The 16,252-nt window shown below is 63.9% G+C and carries 12 protein-coding genes; all 12 read left to right on the top strand.

The annotated features are described in order from the left end of the window. The first annotated feature begins 1 nt into the window (after position 1). The 12 genes from BQ8482_RS07315 to BQ8482_RS07260 all read left to right on the top strand — a co-directional run bounded on the left by BQ8482_RS07315 (position 2) and on the right by BQ8482_RS07260 (position 16,214). Entirely contained in the window at positions 2 to 1,531 is a 1,530-nt protein-coding gene (locus BQ8482_RS07315; RefSeq protein ID WP_123146848.1) for an ABC transporter ATP-binding protein, read from the top strand. Continuing rightward, entirely contained in the window at positions 1,531 to 2,199 is a 669-nt protein-coding gene (locus tag BQ8482_RS07310) for a cysteine hydrolase family protein (protein WP_123146847.1), read from the top strand. Before BQ8482_RS07315 ends, BQ8482_RS07310 begins: the two co-directional genes overlap by 1 nt. Continuing rightward, positions 2,192 to 2,542, top strand: coding sequence for a cupin domain-containing protein (locus BQ8482_RS07305; protein ID WP_123146846.1), 351 nt, complete (start codon positions 2,192 to 2,194; stop codon positions 2,540 to 2,542). Before BQ8482_RS07310 ends, BQ8482_RS07305 begins: the two co-directional genes overlap by 8 nt. After that, the gene (atzF, locus tag BQ8482_RS07300; protein WP_123146845.1) at positions 2,539 to 4,368 is read left to right on the top strand and encodes an allophanate hydrolase; all 1,830 of its coding nucleotides are present in this window, start codon (positions 2,539 to 2,541) and stop codon (positions 4,366 to 4,368) included. Before BQ8482_RS07305 ends, atzF begins: the two co-directional genes overlap by 4 nt. A 171-nt stretch (positions 4,369 to 4,539) precedes the next feature. Next, a complete protein-coding gene (locus BQ8482_RS07295) occupies positions 4,540 to 6,678 on the top strand; it encodes a di-heme oxidoredictase family protein (RefSeq protein WP_244602649.1) in 2,139 nt (712 codons plus the stop codon). Continuing rightward, complete coding sequence (locus tag BQ8482_RS07290; RefSeq protein WP_123146844.1) at positions 6,675 to 8,105, top strand: putative sulfate exporter family transporter; 1,431 nt, start codon at positions 6,675 to 6,677, stop codon at positions 8,103 to 8,105. Before BQ8482_RS07295 ends, BQ8482_RS07290 begins: the two co-directional genes overlap by 4 nt. Positions 8,106 to 8,150: 45 nt before the next feature. After that, positions 8,151 to 8,858, top strand: coding sequence for a phosphoadenylyl-sulfate reductase (locus tag BQ8482_RS07285; protein WP_123146843.1), 708 nt, complete (start codon positions 8,151 to 8,153; stop codon positions 8,856 to 8,858). 309 nt (positions 8,859 to 9,167) lie between these two features. Beyond that, positions 9,168 to 9,890, top strand: a complete 723-nt coding sequence (locus BQ8482_RS07280) for a GntR family transcriptional regulator (RefSeq protein ID WP_123146842.1) — start codon at positions 9,168 to 9,170, stop codon at positions 9,888 to 9,890. Between the two features lie 92 nt (positions 9,891 to 9,982). Next, on the top strand, positions 9,983 to 10,519 hold the full coding sequence (locus BQ8482_RS07275; RefSeq protein ID WP_123147445.1) for a flavin reductase family protein: 537 nt from the start codon (positions 9,983 to 9,985) through the stop codon (positions 10,517 to 10,519). Positions 10,520 to 10,533: 14 nt separating this feature from the next. After that, positions 10,534 to 12,021 carry a 4-hydroxyphenylacetate 3-hydroxylase family protein gene (locus BQ8482_RS07270; RefSeq protein WP_123146841.1) on the top strand — a complete coding sequence of 496 codons (1,488 nt, stop codon included), beginning with the start codon at positions 10,534 to 10,536 and terminating at the stop codon, positions 12,019 to 12,021. A gap of 8 nt (positions 12,022 to 12,029) precedes the next feature. Further along, positions 12,030 to 12,410, top strand: coding sequence for a cupin domain-containing protein (locus tag BQ8482_RS07265; RefSeq protein WP_123146840.1), 381 nt, complete (start codon positions 12,030 to 12,032; stop codon positions 12,408 to 12,410). Positions 12,411 to 12,980: 570 nt separating this feature from the next. Next, positions 12,981 to 16,214, top strand: a complete 3,234-nt coding sequence (locus BQ8482_RS07260; RefSeq protein ID WP_123146839.1) for an AfsR/SARP family transcriptional regulator — start codon at positions 12,981 to 12,983, stop codon at positions 16,212 to 16,214. Positions 16,215 to 16,252: the final 38 nt, after the last annotated feature.

Here is a 16,252-nt window from a genome sequence, read left to right as displayed (position 1 = left end):
GATGCGTGAAAGTGGCATGAAGGCCGTCGGCGTCGAGACGATCGGCATGAGCATGCGCTTCGGTGCCTTCATCGCGCTGGACGACGTCTCAATCAAGGTGCCGGCGGGATCGTTTCATGCGTTGCTTGGCGAAAACGGCGCGGGCAAGTCGACGCTGGTCAAATGCATCATGGGCTTTTATCACCCGACCGCCGGCGACATTCTGGTCGACGGCCGCGAGGTCAGGATCGCCAGTCCGAAGGACGCCTCGGCGCTCGGCCTCGGCATGGTCTACCAGCATTTTACCCTGGTCCCGTCGCTGACAGGTGCGGAGAACCTGGTCATTTCGCGCGAGAAGGTGCCGGGGATTATCGACTGGCGCAAGGAGCGCGCCGCACTTGCCCAATTCATGGAGCGGATGCCGTTCAAGCTGCCGCTCGACGTCAAGGTGGCGGAACTCGCCGCCGGCGAGAAACAGAAGCTCGAAATCATCAAGCAGCTTTATCTTGGCCGCAGTTTCCTGGTGCTGGATGAGCCGACGTCGGTGCTGACCCCCGGTGAGGCGCAGGAAGTGCTCGGCCTCGTGCGCAGCATGACCAAGGCGGGCGATCTCACCGTGCTGATGATCTCGCACAAATTCCACGAGGTGACGGCGTTCGCCGATGATATTACGGTGCTGCGCAAGGGCAGACTGACGGGAACGGGGAAAGTCTCGGAGCTGTCTCATAAGCAGATGGCGGCGATGATGATCGGCGATCAGCCGATTGCCGCGCTTGACTCGCGCGCTCCAGTGCCGGCCGAAGCCAGGCAGGTTCTGACGGTGAAGGCGCTGAAGGCGCCCGACCGCACCGGCCTGAAGACCATCAATATCGGCGCGCTCGATGTGAAGTCTGGAGAGATCGTCGGTGTCGCCGGCATTTCCGGCAACGGCCAGAAGGAATTTCTCGAAGTCCTTGCCGGGCAGCGTACGCGTGATGCCGGCGACGTTCTGGTGAAGGGATCGCCCTACGGCGCCAGCCGCGCCGAGGCACGCACGCTCAATGTGCGCTTCATCCCGGAGGAACCGTTGCGCAATGCCTGCGCGCCGAGGATGACGGTTGCCGAAAACATGGCTTTCCGGACCTTCGACCTGAACGAGGCCGGCAAGCCGATAAGCTGGATCCGGATGAGCGCCATCAGGGACTATGCGACGCGCCTGGTCGAGCAGTTCAAGGTCAAGACGGCCTCGCTCGCCTCGCCGATTTCGTCGCTCTCCGGCGGCAACGTCCAGCGCGCTGTGCTCGCCCGCGAACTGACCGGCGAGGTCGATCTGCTGATTGTTTCGAATCCGTGCTTCGGCCTCGACTTCTCCGCCGTCGCCGAAATCCGCGCCCGCATCATGAAGGCGCGCAACGCCGGCGCCGCCGTGCTCCTGATGTCCGAGGACCTCGACGAATTGCTGGAGCTTTCCGACCGCATCTTCGTCATGTCCGACGGCGCGCTGGTCTATGAGACGCCGATCGCGCAGGCGAGCGTCCAGACGATCGGCGAGCATATGGCCGGACATCACTGATGGCGGCAATCGACGCGCTGCCGTTTCCGTTTCCCTTCAAGCCTGAGGCGATGGCGCTGGTCGTCATCGACATGCAGCGCGATTTCGCCGAGCCGGGCGGCTTCGGCGCCAGCCTCGGCAACGACGTCAGCCGGGTGGTGGCGATCGTGCCGACGGTGAAAAGGCTAATCGAAGGGTTCCGCGCCGCCGGCCTGCCGGTGATCCACACGAAGGAGTGCCACAGACCCGACCTTTCGGACCTGCCGCCGGCCAAGCGCAATCGCGGCAATCCGTCGATCCGGATCGGCGATGTCGGTCCGATGGGCCGCGTGCTGATCGTCGGCGAGCCGGGAACGGCGATCCTCGACGAGGTGGCCCCGCTGCCTGGCGAAATCGTCATCGAAAAACCCGGCAAGGGCGCGTTCTACGCTACCAGCTTCGGCGAGGACCTGAAGCGGCTCGGCGTGCAGCAGCTCGTCTTCGCTGGCGTCACGACGGAAGTCTGCGTGCAGACGACGATGCGCGAGGCCAACGACCGCGGCTATGAATGCCTGCTGGCCGAGGATGCGACGGAGAGCTATTTTCCGGAATTCAAGGCGGCCGCGCTGGCCATGATCAGGGCGCAGGGCGCGATCGTCGGCTGGACGGCGACGACGGACCAGGTGCTCAAGGGAATTGCCGATGCCTAACATTGCATACCCGGCTCTCATCGATGGGGGCTGGCGTGATCTGGCATTCGAGCATTTTCGCGAAGGCATCACGGTGCATTGGCTGCTCAAGGGCGGACCGGCCGAGCCGTCCGTCGCCATCCTGAACTATCGGCCCGGCGCCGGCGTGCCGCGCCATCGCCATGTCGGGCTCGAAACCATCGTCGTACTGGAAGGCACGCAGAGCGACGAGAACGGTGACTATCCTGCCGGAAGCGTGATCCTGAACCCGGTCGGGACCGAGCATTTGGTGTGGACGAAAGACGGTTGCGTCGTGCTGATCCAGTGGAATCTGCCGGTGGCCATTCTGGACGAGGCGAAATGAGCGACATCCGTTTTGATATCGGGAGCCTGCACGCGGCGTATGCCTCCGGCATGTCGGTTGCGGCCGTCATCGAAACCGTGCTCCAGCGCGTAGCGGAAGCGGACGATCCCGGCATCTTCATCCATCTGACGAGCAAGGCGGAGATGCTCGCCGAAGCCGAGGCACTCGGCGGATTCGATCCCGTGGCAAAGCCGCTCTGGGGCGTGCCGTTCGCGGTCAAGGACAACATCGATGTTGCCGGCATGCCGACCACGGCCGCCTGCGCCGAATATGCCTACTTGCCGGCAAAAGACGCCACCGTTGTCGCGCGTCTGAGGGCGGCCGGCGCGCTGGTCGTCGGAAAAACCAATCTCGACCAATTCGCCACCGGCCTCGTCGGCGTGCGCACACCTTATCCAATCCCGAGAAACGCGGTCGATCCGAAACTGGTGCCGGGCGGCTCCTCGTCCGGCTCGGCTGTGGCGACGGCGCGCGGCATCGTTTCTTTCGCACTCGGCACCGATACCGCCGGCTCCGGCCGCATTCCCGCCGGCCTCAACAATATCGTCGGGCTGAAGCCGACCGTCGGCGCGCTGTCGGCCGTCGGCGTGGTGCCGGCCTGCCGCACGCTCGACTGCGTCTCCGTCTTTGCGCTCACCGTCGATGACGCCTACAGCGTCTTCAGGGCCGCGGCGGCAAAGGATGATGCCGATCCCTATTCGCGCTTCACCGCAGCGCCGCCGCTCGGTCCGCGTCCACCGGTGCTGTCTGTCGGCGTTCCGGCAAAGACGGACCGGGAATTTTTTGGCGACGCGGCCATGCAGGCGGGATTTGAAGCGGCGCTGCGGACGCTGGAAAAACTTGGCTGCCGATTGGTCGAAATCCCCTTCGGCGATTTCTACGCTACCGCCAACCTGCTTTACGAAGGCGCCTGGGTGGCCGAGCGCTATGCGGCGATCGCGGATTTCATGGACGCGAACGAAGCGGCCATGCATCCGGTGACGCGCACAATCATCGGCGGGGCGCGAAAGCTCTCCGCGGCAGACGCGTTCAACGGCCTCTATGCGCTGCAGGCCTACAAGGTCAGGCTGGCGCCTGTCATTGCCTCGGTCGACCTTTTCTGCGTACCGACCGCGCCGACGCATTACACTATCGGCGCCGTCTTGGCCGATCCGATCGTCACCAACAGCCGGCTCGGCACCTACACCAATTTCGTCAATCTGCTCGACATGTGCGGCATCGCCATACCGACGGGCAAGCGCGACGATGGCTTGCCGATGAGCGTCACCCTGCTTGCCGCCGCCGGCAGGGACGCCCTGACGGCGTCGCTGGCCAGCGAGCTCCATGCAGCCAGCGGTCTCGGCCTTGGCGCGACTGGCTGGGCGATGCCTGCTTCCCCCGCCAAAATCTCCGACTTCGATGACGACATGATCGAGATCGTGGTCGTCGGCGCGCACTTGTCGGGAATGCCGCTCAACGGCCAGCTCTGCGCGCTGGGAGGCCGAATGAGCAGGGCCGCCAAGACGGTCGCCTCCTACCAGCTTTACGCGCTCGCCGGCCAATCTGTGCCGAAGCCGGGGCTCGTGCGTGTTGCCGATGGCGAAGGGGCGGCGATCGATGTCGAGGTTTGGCGGCTTTCGCCAGACGCGTTCGGACGCTTCGTGGCCGCGATCCCGCCGCCGCTCGGCATAGGCACGATCGAGCTCGACGAGGGGACATCGGCCAAAGGCTTCCTGGTCGAAACCGCCGGGTTGTCACGAGCTATCGACATTTCGGCCTATGGCGGTTGGCGTAGCTTCATCGCAAAGGCCGGCGGAGAGCGACTGGAAAGCGTTCCGGCCGATTGAACGACCGGCCGTTCGCGCCGGCAACCTCAGCGCGACCTCAAATCATAGCAGCGATGCTCGGCGAGCCGGTCACGCCGAATGCCGTAAGCGATCCGTAAGCGGGCGTGTTCGAAACGTTGCACCGTGAGTGGCAGGCGTCACCAAGCGCTTGCCACCGCCGGAGACCTCGCGATGCGAACAGGCAGTGCAGTGGCCGCAACAGGTTTCGTCGGGACACATCAGACCCGGCGATGGTCCGTGCCGTCGGGTTTTTCTTCTCGCCGGACGCTGTCGACGGCAGCGGTGATAATTCTCAGCCTGCTGCCGGCTTCGGGGATCGCTGGAGATCAGACCCCCGATTGGCGCCTGAACGCTCGAATCGTCGCCGTCGGGCTGCCCAACGTGGCCGGCGTGCGCGAGGTGGGCCGCTTTCATGTCGGCGGGCCGATACCGGGAAATCCGGAATTCCTTATGGCGACGCGCGAAGGGCGGGTGCTCGATCCGCTCAGGGTTCTGGTGGCCGTGGGCAGCAATTTCGGCGCACCACCGGGCGATCCGGCGCTTGAGGCCGGGGCGATCCTGTCCATCGATCCGCAGGGAACCGAGTCGGGCGACCCCATCGTCGTTCCGGAAGATCTCGCCAGCGACAATTGGGAGAACCGGGTTCAGCTCTACACGGCGCAGAGCGAACGGTTTCTCAACCGGCGCTACAATGCCGGGGCTCGAACCGCGCGCCTCGCAGCCGCATCCGGACCGCGATATATTTCGATCAACAACGCCTTCGGAAGGCCCTGGATCGCTAACGCGCCTAGCGGGATCAATGGCGAGGGCAGCGTCACCGTCGTCGACCCCAACGGTGCGCCACTCGCCAACGCGCCAAGCCGCGTGGCCGGCGGCGTGTTCGCCGGCCGACATACCGATCGCGAGCAGACGCCGAAAGCACAGCCGAGCGGCTGGCTTGGCAAGCTGCTGAATTATCAGGCAAGCGGCCAGCTTACAGCGGGCGGAATGCAGACGGGCGCGCTCGGAACGGCGTTTCTCGGTCCGTCGCCGGACGGCAGCGGCTTTGCCGTGTTCGCCGCCGTCACGGCGGATGGCGGCGTGGTTCAAATCCATGTCCAGGACGGCGTCGACGGCTTGGCCGGGCCTGGCACGGTAAGCACCGGCCATGGCATCGGCGACGATCCCGGCGTCATCGGCATCGCCTTCAAGTGGAACCCGGACCGCGCTCTCTACATCGCCGATCCGGGCCGTGACCGGCTGGTGCTGCTTGAACTGGAGGACGACCGGCGGCATTTCACGGTCGCCAGGACCCGCACGATCTCGCTGCCGGAATTCGACCGCCCGGTCGATGTCGCCGCCGCCATTCCCGAAATCGCTAATCCGCAGTTCTCGAGCCATACGACGCTCGCCGGCGGGTCCGATCTGTTCGTCGCCAATCGCGGCGACGGCTCGCTGCTGCGCTTGAGCCAGAACGGCCGGCTTCTCGCCCGGGCGACGATCGACGTTCCCGGTCTTGGGCCGCTCGGCCCCGATCGCCTTCGCGCGATCGCGACCTCGGCGGACGCGCAGCGGATCTGGATAACGATAGGCGGCGACATTCCGGAATTTCCGGGCCGCGAAGGTGCGCTCATCGAGATCCCCACCTTCGGCGAGCACGGCGCGTCGACGACGATACGGAAGACGCAAGGCACACAAGCCGACACCAATCTTGTGGCGCGCGGAAAACAGGTGTTTCAGACAGACTACACGCCGCAGACGGGCCTCGGCCCACTGTTCAATGCGGCGTCCTGCGTGGCCTGCCATCCCGGCCCCGGCGGCGCGAGCATTGATGAAAGCCACTTTGCGCGCAGGATAGCCCACATGGATCCGGTGTCTGGGCGCGCGGGTCCGATCGATCATCCCAACAGTCCGGTCGCCAGACGCCATGCCTTGCGCGATGGCATGGGGATCGTGCCGGCGGCGACGCCAAGCCAGGCCAATGTGATTTCGCTGCGCATGCCGCTCGCTCTCTACGGGATCGCTGGGATTGACGAGATACCCGACAGCGTCATCGAAGCGCAGGCGGTCAGCAAGGGCGACGGCATCAAAGGCCGCGCGCATCATGTCGTCGACGCCCACGGCGCATCGCGGGTCGGCCGATACGGCTGGAAGGCTGACATCGCCACCCTCGAAGACATGGTGGCGAACGCTTTCGCAAACGAACTCGGCGTCACCAGCGCGACCGGGCACGAGACGGGTATGCAGCCGATCGAAGACGATTCCGCGCAGGTCGACGCGGTCGCCTCCTATCTGCGAGCGCTCCGCCTGCCTGATGGGGCAAAGCCATGAGCCTCGCCTTGACGCTCTCCCATGCGCCGGAAAAAATGCGCCCGGTCTTGCCTGGCGTCATCGTTGCTGCGGCACTCGCCCTTGCCGCCGGCTGGATCGCCGGCGGACTGGGCGAGCCGCTGTCACGCAACCCGGTCCTGGTCGCCATGCTCTTCGGACTGCTGATCGGCAGCAGCTTCGCCTGTCCGGACGCCTTGCGCCCGGGGCTCGACTTCACCAAGCGCTATCTGTTTCGGCTCGCCGTGGTGCTGGTCGGCTTCCGCATCACGACGCGGCTGTTCCTGGATCTGGGGTTCATGCCGCTCGCGGTGGCGGCCATCGAACTGGTCCTGGTGCTGACGTTGCTCTACGCCATCGCGCGCAAGCTGTTCAGGCTCGACGCCGAGATCGCGCTGCTTGTCGCGGTCGGCAGCGCCGTCTGCGGCGCCGCCGCGATCCTCTCCATGGCCGCGCTCGTGCGTGCACGCGACCAGAGCGCCGGCATCGCCATCGCCCTGATCACGCTGAGCGGCACGGTGGCGTTGCTCGCCTATCCGGTCATGTTCCTGAGCGGATGGCTGCCGCATCTCGACGACCGCCTCTATGGCGTGTTCGTCGGGGCGAGTATTTTCGAGCTGGCGCAGGTCTACGGCGCCTCCTTCGCCATTTCCGACGACGCGCTGAACACCGCCACACTGGTCAAGCTCAGCAAAGTGCTGATGCTCGTCCCGCTGCTGCTCGCCGCCAGCCTGGTCATTCGCAGCCGCAACAAGGCGCAAGAGGCAGCGCCGATCCCGTTCCCGTGGTTCATCGTCGCGTTCATCGGCGTGGTGATGCTCAATTCGGAGGTCACCCTCAATCCGCAACTGCGCCGCGTCATCCTCGATGTCGACCAGTTCCTGTTCCTGATGGTGATGATCGCGCTCGGCATCACCACCCGGGTCGGCCGGCTCGGAGAGGCCGGCGGCGCCTGGCGCCTGATCGGCGTTGGTTTCGTCGGGGTGGCTCTGTCGGCAGCCCTGGCCTATGGCGCATTGATCCCGTTCTCGGCGACCTTCCGGGCCGCATCACCTTCATCGAGCCAAAGCGCGATGCTCGGCAACCATGGCGGACGGCTTTTCGCCTCGGTCGGTTGCGCCAAATGCCATGTGCCGGCGCTGGAGGGCATCAACGGCGAGGTCCGGCTCTACTCCGACCTTTTGCTGCACGACATGGGGCCGGCGCTCGACGACAAGATCGTCCAGGGCGATGCCGTCGGCGCCGAATGGCGGACCACGCCGCTCGTCGGCATCCGCCTGCGCCAACGTTACCTGCACGACGGCCGCGCGACCACGCTGCGCGATGCCGTCTTCGCCCATGGCGGCACGGCGCAGATCGTGCGTGACCGCTTCTTCGACCTGGAGGACACCGACCGCCAGGCGATCCTCGATTTCGTGGCGAAGCTATGATGCGGCTTTATCACGCCACCACCGTTTTTGATCGGCCGAACCGCCATGTATGAAGCCGTCATCGCAGAGCTGAACCATCTCGACGGACCCGAGTCGCTGGCGCCGCTTGTCACCGACCTGTTTTGTGGAAACATAGCGCTGGTGTCCTCGTTCGGCGCGGAATCCGCGGTGCTGCTGCATATGGCGGCCTCGATCGACCGTTCGCTTCCTGTCATCACGCTCGATACCGGAAAGCTGTTTTCGGAAACGATCGCCTATCGCGCGCAGCTGACGGCTCTGCTCGGCCTCACCGATCTGCGTGTCGTCACGCCTCAGGCGGATGTCTTGCGGGTGCTCGACGGCGCTGGATCGCTGCACCGCCGCGATCCGGACCGATGCTGCCACATCCGCAAGGTTCTGCCGCTCGAAAATGCGCTGACTGGTTTCAAAGCCTGGATTTCCGGCCGCAAGCGATATCATGGCGGGCTTCGCGCGGATGTTCCGACGCTCGAGGAAACTGACGGGCGTCTGAAGATCGACCCGCTTGCCCGCTTCACCCGCCGGCAGATCGAGGCCTATCTCGATTACTATGATCTTCCGCGGCATCCGCTCCTCGAAAAAGGCTACCACTCGATCGGCTGCGCGCCCTGCACGGTCCAGTGCGGCAGCGCGGACAATCCGCGCGCGGGCCGCTGGAGCGGACTGTCGAAGATGGAGTGCGGGATTCACCGGTCGCCCATTGCCTCTCGCAATTCGGCCCCGTCTGCTTCCTGATTTCCGGTTACGCAGACATCGAGGTCCGCACCCCCCAGGGAATCGGCCATTGCCGCTTCATCTGCGAAGCCACTACGAATTGTCGTAATGATTGAAAACTAGGCAAAGCTCGCGAAAACCAGGAGATCAGCTGCCGGAAACTAGTGGTGAAAAGCCGACACTTGGTTACCCCGATGCAACAGGCGCCCCGGATGGAATCTTGCGGTCTGAGCTGACACCGGAATGTGAAGCTAGCGCCATTTCCGCTCGCCGCAGCCAGGTCGAAAATTAGTTTGACCTTATAGTCGACAACATGTATACATTCTGTCTATGACTAACCCCTATCAATCACAACGCCCTGCCATAGGCCAACGCGCCGATGCTGCGCAGGACATCGTCTACCGCTGGCTGAAGCAATATGTGCTGACCTTGCCTAGCCGCGAGGGCACGTTCCTTACCGAGGCTGAGGTTTGCCGCGAGACGGGAACGTCGCGGACGCCAGTGCGCGAGGCGCTGTTGAGGCTCGAAGCAGACGGCCTCCTGCAGATTGTGCCGAAAAAGGGCGCCTATGTACCGCCGATCACCGAGACGGAGATCGAAGCGGTGATGCAGGCACGCGGCTTGGTGGAAGAGTGGTGCGCACGGCAGGCGGCCGGCTTCGGCGACATGCTTGCCGCGGAACTCGACAGGCTAATGGCCCGGCAGGTGGAGGTGCAACACGACACCGTTGCGTTCATCGAATGTGACCGGGACTTTCATCGTACGATCGTGCGCGCCGCCGGCAATCCGGTGCTCGCCGACTTCTATGAGAGCCTGCGCGACCGCCAATTGCGGATGGGCGTGCGCGCTATCACAATCTCCGGCGGACGCGGCGACAGCGTGCTTGCCGAGCACGCAGCGATCGTCGAGGGCATACGCCGCGGACAGCCCGAACAGGCGGCCGCAGCCGTCGCCCAGCATCTGGCGCGGACGCTGGTCGCGTTGCGGCTGCCGATCGCGGCAGGCTGGGGTTCGGTTGCAGCCGAGCGCAGTCCGGCGGTTGCGGCGCAGTAAGAGGAAGGCGGCGGGGTTCGCCAGGCAGTTGGTCAACGGAATTGGTGAATTGATTATCGTGATCTAACAGATCGGTGCCGAAAGGGCCGGGCATGATCATCGACAGGGAAACGGCTTTCGACGTGCGCGCGTTCCGCCAGGCACTGGGACAGTTTCCGACCGGCGTCTGCGTCGTCACCTGTGTGGCCGATGGCGAGCAGCTCGGCATGACGATGAGTTCGTTCAACTCGCTCTCTCTCGATCCACCCCTCGTCCTGTTCAGCATCGACCGTCGTTCAGCCGGCTTACCGCTCTGGCAGAAGGCCGCCAGTTACACGATCAACGTCCTCTCGGAAAATCAGAAGGACATTTCCAACCGCTTCGCCAAGCCGCTTTCCAACAAGTGGGAGGGGATGCGGTTCGAGCAAGGCCGCTCTGGCGCCCCGGTGCTGCCCGGCGCGGCGGCGCTGTTCGACTGCGAGCCGTGGGCTAGGCACGAAGCCGGCGACCACGAGCTGTTCATCGCCAGGGTGAAGCATTTTCGGTCCTTCGCCGACCGGCAACCGCTCGTTTTCGGCAAGGGGCGCTACGCATCACTGCAGCCAACGGAGTTCGCGGCGCCGCTTTGGCCGCTCGACATCCACTACTGATCGCGGAGGGTAAGATGATCAAGACTGGGGCGCAGCATATCGAGATGCTGAGAGATGGCAGGCAAGTCTATATCGATGGGCAGATGGCCGGCGACGTCACCGCGCATCCAGCCTTCCGCCAGACGATCCGGTCGGTCGGCACGCTCTACGACTTCCAGGCGCGGCCGGATAACCGGGCGTTGATGACCTTTGAAGTTCCCGAAAGCGGCGGCCAGCGGGCCAATCGCATCTGGCAGTTGCCGCGCAGCCATGCCGAGCTCGTCGAACGGCGCAAGGCGCTGGAAACCTGGACGGAGCTTCATTACGGCTTTCTTGGCCGCGCCCCAGACCATGTCGCCTCCTGCATTTCCGGCATGTTCATGGGGATCGAGGTCTTCGAGGCCTATGACAAGGCGCGAGCCGCAGCACTTGCCGATTATTACCGCTACGCCCGGGACAACGAACTCTATCTCACCTACGTCATCATCAATCCACAGGCCGACCGCTCGAAGTCCGCGGGTGAGCAGCAGGACCGCTTCCTCACCGCCGGCGTTGTCGACCAGGATGCAGCAGGCCTGACAATCCGCGGCGCCAAGATGCTGGCGACCGGCGGCATCATGGCAAACGAGGTGTTCGTCACCTGCATCCAGCCGCTGCGCGAAGGCGACGAGCCCTATGCTGTGTCCTTCGCCGTGCCGATGAATGCCGGCGGGCTAAAGATCCTGTCGCGCAAATCCTACGAGGAGAGCGCCGCCAGTGTCTTCGATAATCCACTCGCCAGCCGCTTCGACGAGAACGATGCCGTGCTCTACTTCGACAATGTGAAAGTTCCCTGGGAGCGCGTCTTTATCAACAGGGACATCGCCATGTGCCAACGGCAGTTCCATGCCACGCCGGCGCATGTCTTCCAGAACTACCAGGCGCAGATCCGCCTGATGGTGAAGATGCGCTTCCTTGTTGGCATCGCCCGGCGCATCGCCGAGACCAACGGCGTCATCAACTTTCCGCAGGTGCGCGAGACGCTGGGAGTGCTTGCAGCGCAGAACACCATGGTCGACGCGTTAGTACACGCCATGGAGGTGAAGGGCCGCATGCTTGGCGCCTATTTCGTACCCGACGCGCATACGCTCTATTCGGCTCAGGTGCTGACACAGCAACTCTATGCCGGGGTGATCCTCGCCTTGCGCGACCTGGCGGGCGGCGGACTGATCATGCTGCCGTCTTCCGTCCAGGATTTCGCCGATCCGGAGCTGTGCAGTCTGATTGAAAAGACACAGCAATCGCCGGTCACTTCGTCGAAGGGCCGGGTAAAATTCTTCAAGCTGGCCTGGGATGCGATCAGCTCAGAGTTCGCCTCGCGCCACACGCAATACGAGATGTTCTATGCCGGCGCCACCTTCGTGACTAAGGGGCACAGCTTTCGCACCTTTGACTGGGACCGCTGCACGCAGCTCGTCGACCACATGCTTGACAGCTATTCGCTGGACGACGAGGTCGACCGTGCCGCTCCGGTTGCCGCTTGAGGTTTGCCATGCCGATCCGAAAGGAACACAAGGAATTTCACACGATCGACATGACCGGGGAGGGCTGGCATTCGCCGCCTGGTTACCCGCCCGGCATCGAGCAGAAGATTCTTGCCGGCCGGCTTGACGACGCGGGCAAGACCGGGCACCGCACGCGGCTGCTAAGGTTTGCGCCGGGCGCCTATACGACGGTGCCGTTCGTGCATGAATACTGGGAAGAGGTCTATCTCGTATCGGGAGATCTCATCGTCGGCGGATCTTCAGGCGAAGAGCCGTCGCTGAGTTTTGCCCCGAACACCTACGCTTGCCGGCCGCCTGGCGTCTATCACGGTCCGTTCCGGTCGCATACCGGGTGCCTGTTGCTCGAGCTTCACTACTACGAGACTTAACTTTGCTCGAACGATGTCCGCCCAAGCGTGCGCCGCCGAGCCGTACAATGTCTGGTAGGTAATAGCGCGTCTCTGACGTTCCTAATGTCTGTTGCGGGTCACGGTTGTCGTATGGCTGTCCAGAAGGGAGGCGTAGAAGGTCGCATGATTGAAAACTAGGCAAGCTCGCGAAAACTAGGAGATCAGCTGCCAGGAAACTAGGTGACCGTACCGATGTGCGAGGATGCTGCCGCACACACGATGAGCTCGTGAGTTGGAAAGGACTGCCAAGCAGCCCCTGAACTCGCCAATCGGAGGGAATTGGAATGATCTGATATTCTACCGCATTTGGTCGAAGACGGAGCGCGGGATCGACCGGTCGCCCAATCCCTCTCGCAATTCGGCCCCGTCCGCTGCCTGATTTCGCGTTCGCGAAGGCATCCAGTCGACGCTTGCAATCGGCCATTGCCGCTTCATCTGCGAAGCCACTACGAATTGTCGCATGATTGCGCTACCCTAAGGTCAATCTGGGCGGCGGGACGGTCATGGCGGCACGACCGGCGTCTGAGGATTGGTCGAGCGGGAGCCCCCATGACCCCCCTAGACGCCGTTGAAGCCGATGCGAAGCGCCCGCACTCGGGCACAGGCCGGCTCGCCAAGCTGGCGGCGCCGCGCAGCGCCAGGATATTGAGGCGGAACCGCGTTCTCGAAGCGATCGACCTGAAATCGCGATCGAGCGTATGCTGGGTGGCCGCGCCGGCCGGCTACGGCAAGACGACGGCGGTCATCGACTATCTCGAAAGCATCGATGCACCGCATGTGTGGTTCCGCATCGACGAGGGCGACCAGGATATTGCGCGCTTCTTTCAATATCTGGCGCAGTCACTCGCCTCGGCCGCGGACATGCCGGTGTTCGGCGTGGAATATGCCGAGCAGCCGAAGGAGTTTGCCAGGCGCTTCTTCAGAGCCTATTTCGCGCGGCTGAAACCCGGCACCATTCTGGTCCTCGACGATTTGCACGATGCCGACACGCCCGAATTCCGGGCGATGCTCTCGGTGATGTTCCGGGAGCTTCCCGACACGGTTCGGTGCATCTGCGCTTCGAGAACACTACCTCAGGAGGAATTGGGCGACCTCGTTCTCAAGGGCCAGATGGCCGTCGTCAACCGATCGGCGCTCGAATTCTCGGCCGAGGAAGCGCGCGATCTCGTGCAACTGCGTTCGAGGAACGCCGCCGTCTCATTCGATGTCGCAGCAGCGCGCGGCTGGGCGATTGGACTGGTTCTTCTCGCGGACCACGGCTCGGCGGTCGGACCTGACGACACGGTTTTCGGCGGACCGAATGCACTGTCGGATGTTCTCGGCCGCCATTTTTTCCTTTCCCTCCCTGCCGCCGACCAGGAAATGCTCCTGAAGCTGAACCTGCTGCCCGAGATCAGTGCCGAACTGGCGAACGTGATGATCGGGTCGGACGAAGCGGGCAAGCTGCTCGACAGGCTCTACAGGCGGCAGTTGCTGGTCACGCGCTTGGAAAACAGCCGCGACACCTTTTACCTGCACGACCTCTTGCGGGACTTTCTTGACCGGCGCTTCGCACAGCACGTGGTCATGGAAGAGCAGCGATCGCTTAGGCGAAAGGCGGCGAAGGTTCTTGCGGAGGCCGGTCGTCCTGACGAAGCCATACACCTCGCCTTGCAGGCAGAGGACTGGGACCGGGCGAGCGGACTCATGCTGAGCCGGGCGGAGCCCGTGCTGGCTCAGGGAGGCCGGGCGACCTTCATCGAATGGTGCGGCCCGTTGCCGGAAGCGTTCATGAACGGCTGGCATTTCTATTGGCTGGGCGTGGCCAACATGCCGGACGACGCTGCGGCGGAGCGCTGGCTGTCGAGAGCATGGCAAGCCTTTGGCCAAGCCGACGATCTGCGCGGTCTGTGTCTCACCGTGTCGCGCGCCATCTTGGTCAAGACGGCCAGTTGGCGGACCTATGAAGGTCTTTCCATGTGGACCCGCCGGGCGTTCGAGCTGATCGAACGCGGCCTCCCGGAACTGCCTCCCGAGGAAGCGATGCTGGTGCGCATTGGCATGATGCGGGCGCTGAATTTCGCTGACGACTACTATGGCAACAGTCCGGCCGGGCAAGCGCTGGAAACGGAACTGCTGGAGCGGCTGACCAGGAACCCCGAGCACGACCCAAGCGGATTGCGTCTGCTCGCCAGCGAAACGCTGATCGAGCATTCGGTATCGACCATGCGGGCAGATCTGTTCACGAAGGCCGTAGACAGCGTTGTTGAGGATTTGGGCGCCAAGGATGTGCTGCCTTGGGTTCTCGGCATGTGGCTGGTCGCCTTCGGCGCCAAGAGCGGCCGTTATTTCCCTTACAAGAGAAAGGGCTTTCCCTATCCTTCGGCCGAAGCGGCTTTGCGGGAGGCGATCGCCATCGGTGAGCGCGAGTCGCTCAAGGGCGTGGAGTTCGGTGGCCTCTATCATCTTCAGATGCAAATGAAGTTCCGCAATGATTTTGCCGAATTCCACCAGGTGGTCGCTCGCCTGGCAGAGATCGCCGACAGCCGCTTCACCACGCAGGTGGCCGTAGTCGCCGATTGCAATGCCGCGCTTCATGCCAGGCAAGGCGATTTCGTGGCCGCCTATGAGGATTGCGAGCGCTTCATGGCGGCGATCGAAGCCGCCAACGAGCCCATGGTCGAGCGCTGGCCGCACTATATCACGAAGTTCCAGGTGCTTCTCGCCGACAGGAAGCCGCGCGAAGCCGCCGCGCTGCTCAGCGACCTGCTGCCGCGGCTGGACGGCGGCGCCCGCAAGCGTACGGAGATATGTATTCTGGCAGCGGCAGCGCTGGAGAGCCTGTGGGACGGGGATTCACACTATGGCGACCGGCTGAAGCTCTTCCTGGAGGCGCTGCGCGACTTCAGCTGGCCAATGGTGCTCCTCAACGTTCCGGACTTGCTCGCCGAACTGCTTGGGGACGCGCTTGAGCGCGGCATCGAGCCCAAGCTTTGCCGGTCGCTGATCGGGGAACGCCGGCTGGACGTGCCGCAGCGGCAGCCCGCGGCCTGGCCATGGCCGCTCAAGGTACACGTTCTCGGAGGCTTTCGGCTCGAACTCGACAGAAACCCTCTTAATCTCGGCGCCAAGCCACCGACGAAGGCTCTCGACATACTGCGGGTGCTGGCGATCTCGAAAGACAACACCTGCTCGCTGGAGATCCTTCAGGACTGGCTGTGGCCCGACCTCGACGGCGATCAGGCGCGGGCGGCCTGCGAGCAGGCGCTGCACCGGCTGCGCAAGCTGCTCGGGCGGATCGACCTCATCGTCCAGCGCGAAGGCAAGCTTCGCCTCGCATCGGACAAGGTATGGGTCGACCTCACCGACTGGGATGCACGGCTCAGGTCCGTCACGACCGTCAATGGCGGGGCGGCGGGACTGCGCCCGGAAGCGGAAGCGCTCTTCCTCGCATTCCCCGGTCCGCTGTTTCTGCACGAGCGAGCCAGCTTCTGGTCGCTCGCCGCCGCTGAAAAAGTGCGTCGCGATCTGATCGATCTCGCATTGCGGATCGGCCAGCGGCTGGAGACGACCGGCAACGCCCATGAAGCGCGCTCGATTTATCTGAGGACGTTGGACCTCTATCCGGATGCCGGGCCCGTCTGCAAGGCGCTGATCAAGGAGCGGCTGTCGCGCCATGATTTCGAAGGTGCGGTCGACGATTATGCGCGCTACGAACGGGCGCTGCGTGCTGCCGGGGAAGCGGCGCCCGCTGTGGAAATACGCGCCTTGGTCGATCCCTATCTTGTGCGGCACACGCGCTGAAGTCGATATGCCGCGCTGTCTCACGAAATCCTGGGCTA

The sequence above is a fragment of the Mesorhizobium delmotii genome (assembly GCF_900149755.1).
Taxonomy (GTDB): Bacteria; Pseudomonadota; Alphaproteobacteria; order Rhizobiales; family Rhizobiaceae; genus Mesorhizobium; species Mesorhizobium delmotii.
Note: the sequence above shows the minus strand (reverse complement) of the source record. Positions and strands in the feature narration are given on the sequence as shown.

What these genes read in the sequence shown, in the direction of transcription:
- BQ8482_RS07265 (WP_123146840.1), top strand. Translation starts at nt 12,030, where the DNA reads ATGCCGATCCGAAAGGAACACAAGGAATTTCACACGATCGACATGACC.
- BQ8482_RS07280 (WP_123146842.1), top strand. Translation starts at nt 9,168, where the DNA reads ATGACTAACCCCTATCAATCACAACGCCCTGCCATAGGCCAACGCGCC.
- BQ8482_RS07305 (WP_123146846.1), top strand. Translation starts at nt 2,192, where the DNA reads ATGCCTAACATTGCATACCCGGCTCTCATCGATGGGGGCTGGCGTGAT.
- BQ8482_RS07275 (WP_123147445.1), top strand. Translation starts at nt 9,983, where the DNA reads ATGATCATCGACAGGGAAACGGCTTTCGACGTGCGCGCGTTCCGCCAG.
- BQ8482_RS07285 (WP_123146843.1), top strand. Translation starts at nt 8,151, where the DNA reads ATGTATGAAGCCGTCATCGCAGAGCTGAACCATCTCGACGGACCCGAG.
- atzF (WP_123146845.1), top strand. Translation starts at nt 2,539, where the DNA reads ATGAGCGACATCCGTTTTGATATCGGGAGCCTGCACGCGGCGTATGCC.
- BQ8482_RS07310 (WP_123146847.1), top strand. Translation starts at nt 1,531, where the DNA reads ATGGCGGCAATCGACGCGCTGCCGTTTCCGTTTCCCTTCAAGCCTGAG.
- BQ8482_RS07270 (WP_123146841.1), top strand. Translation starts at nt 10,534, where the DNA reads ATGATCAAGACTGGGGCGCAGCATATCGAGATGCTGAGAGATGGCAGG.
- BQ8482_RS07315 (WP_123146848.1), top strand. Translation starts at nt 2, where the DNA reads ATGCGTGAAAGTGGCATGAAGGCCGTCGGCGTCGAGACGATCGGCATG.
- BQ8482_RS07260 (WP_123146839.1), top strand. Translation starts at nt 12,981, where the DNA reads ATGACCCCCCTAGACGCCGTTGAAGCCGATGCGAAGCGCCCGCACTCG.
- BQ8482_RS07290 (WP_123146844.1), top strand. Translation starts at nt 6,675, where the DNA reads ATGAGCCTCGCCTTGACGCTCTCCCATGCGCCGGAAAAAATGCGCCCG.
- BQ8482_RS07295 (WP_244602649.1), top strand. Translation starts at nt 4,540, where the DNA reads ATGCGAACAGGCAGTGCAGTGGCCGCAACAGGTTTCGTCGGGACACAT.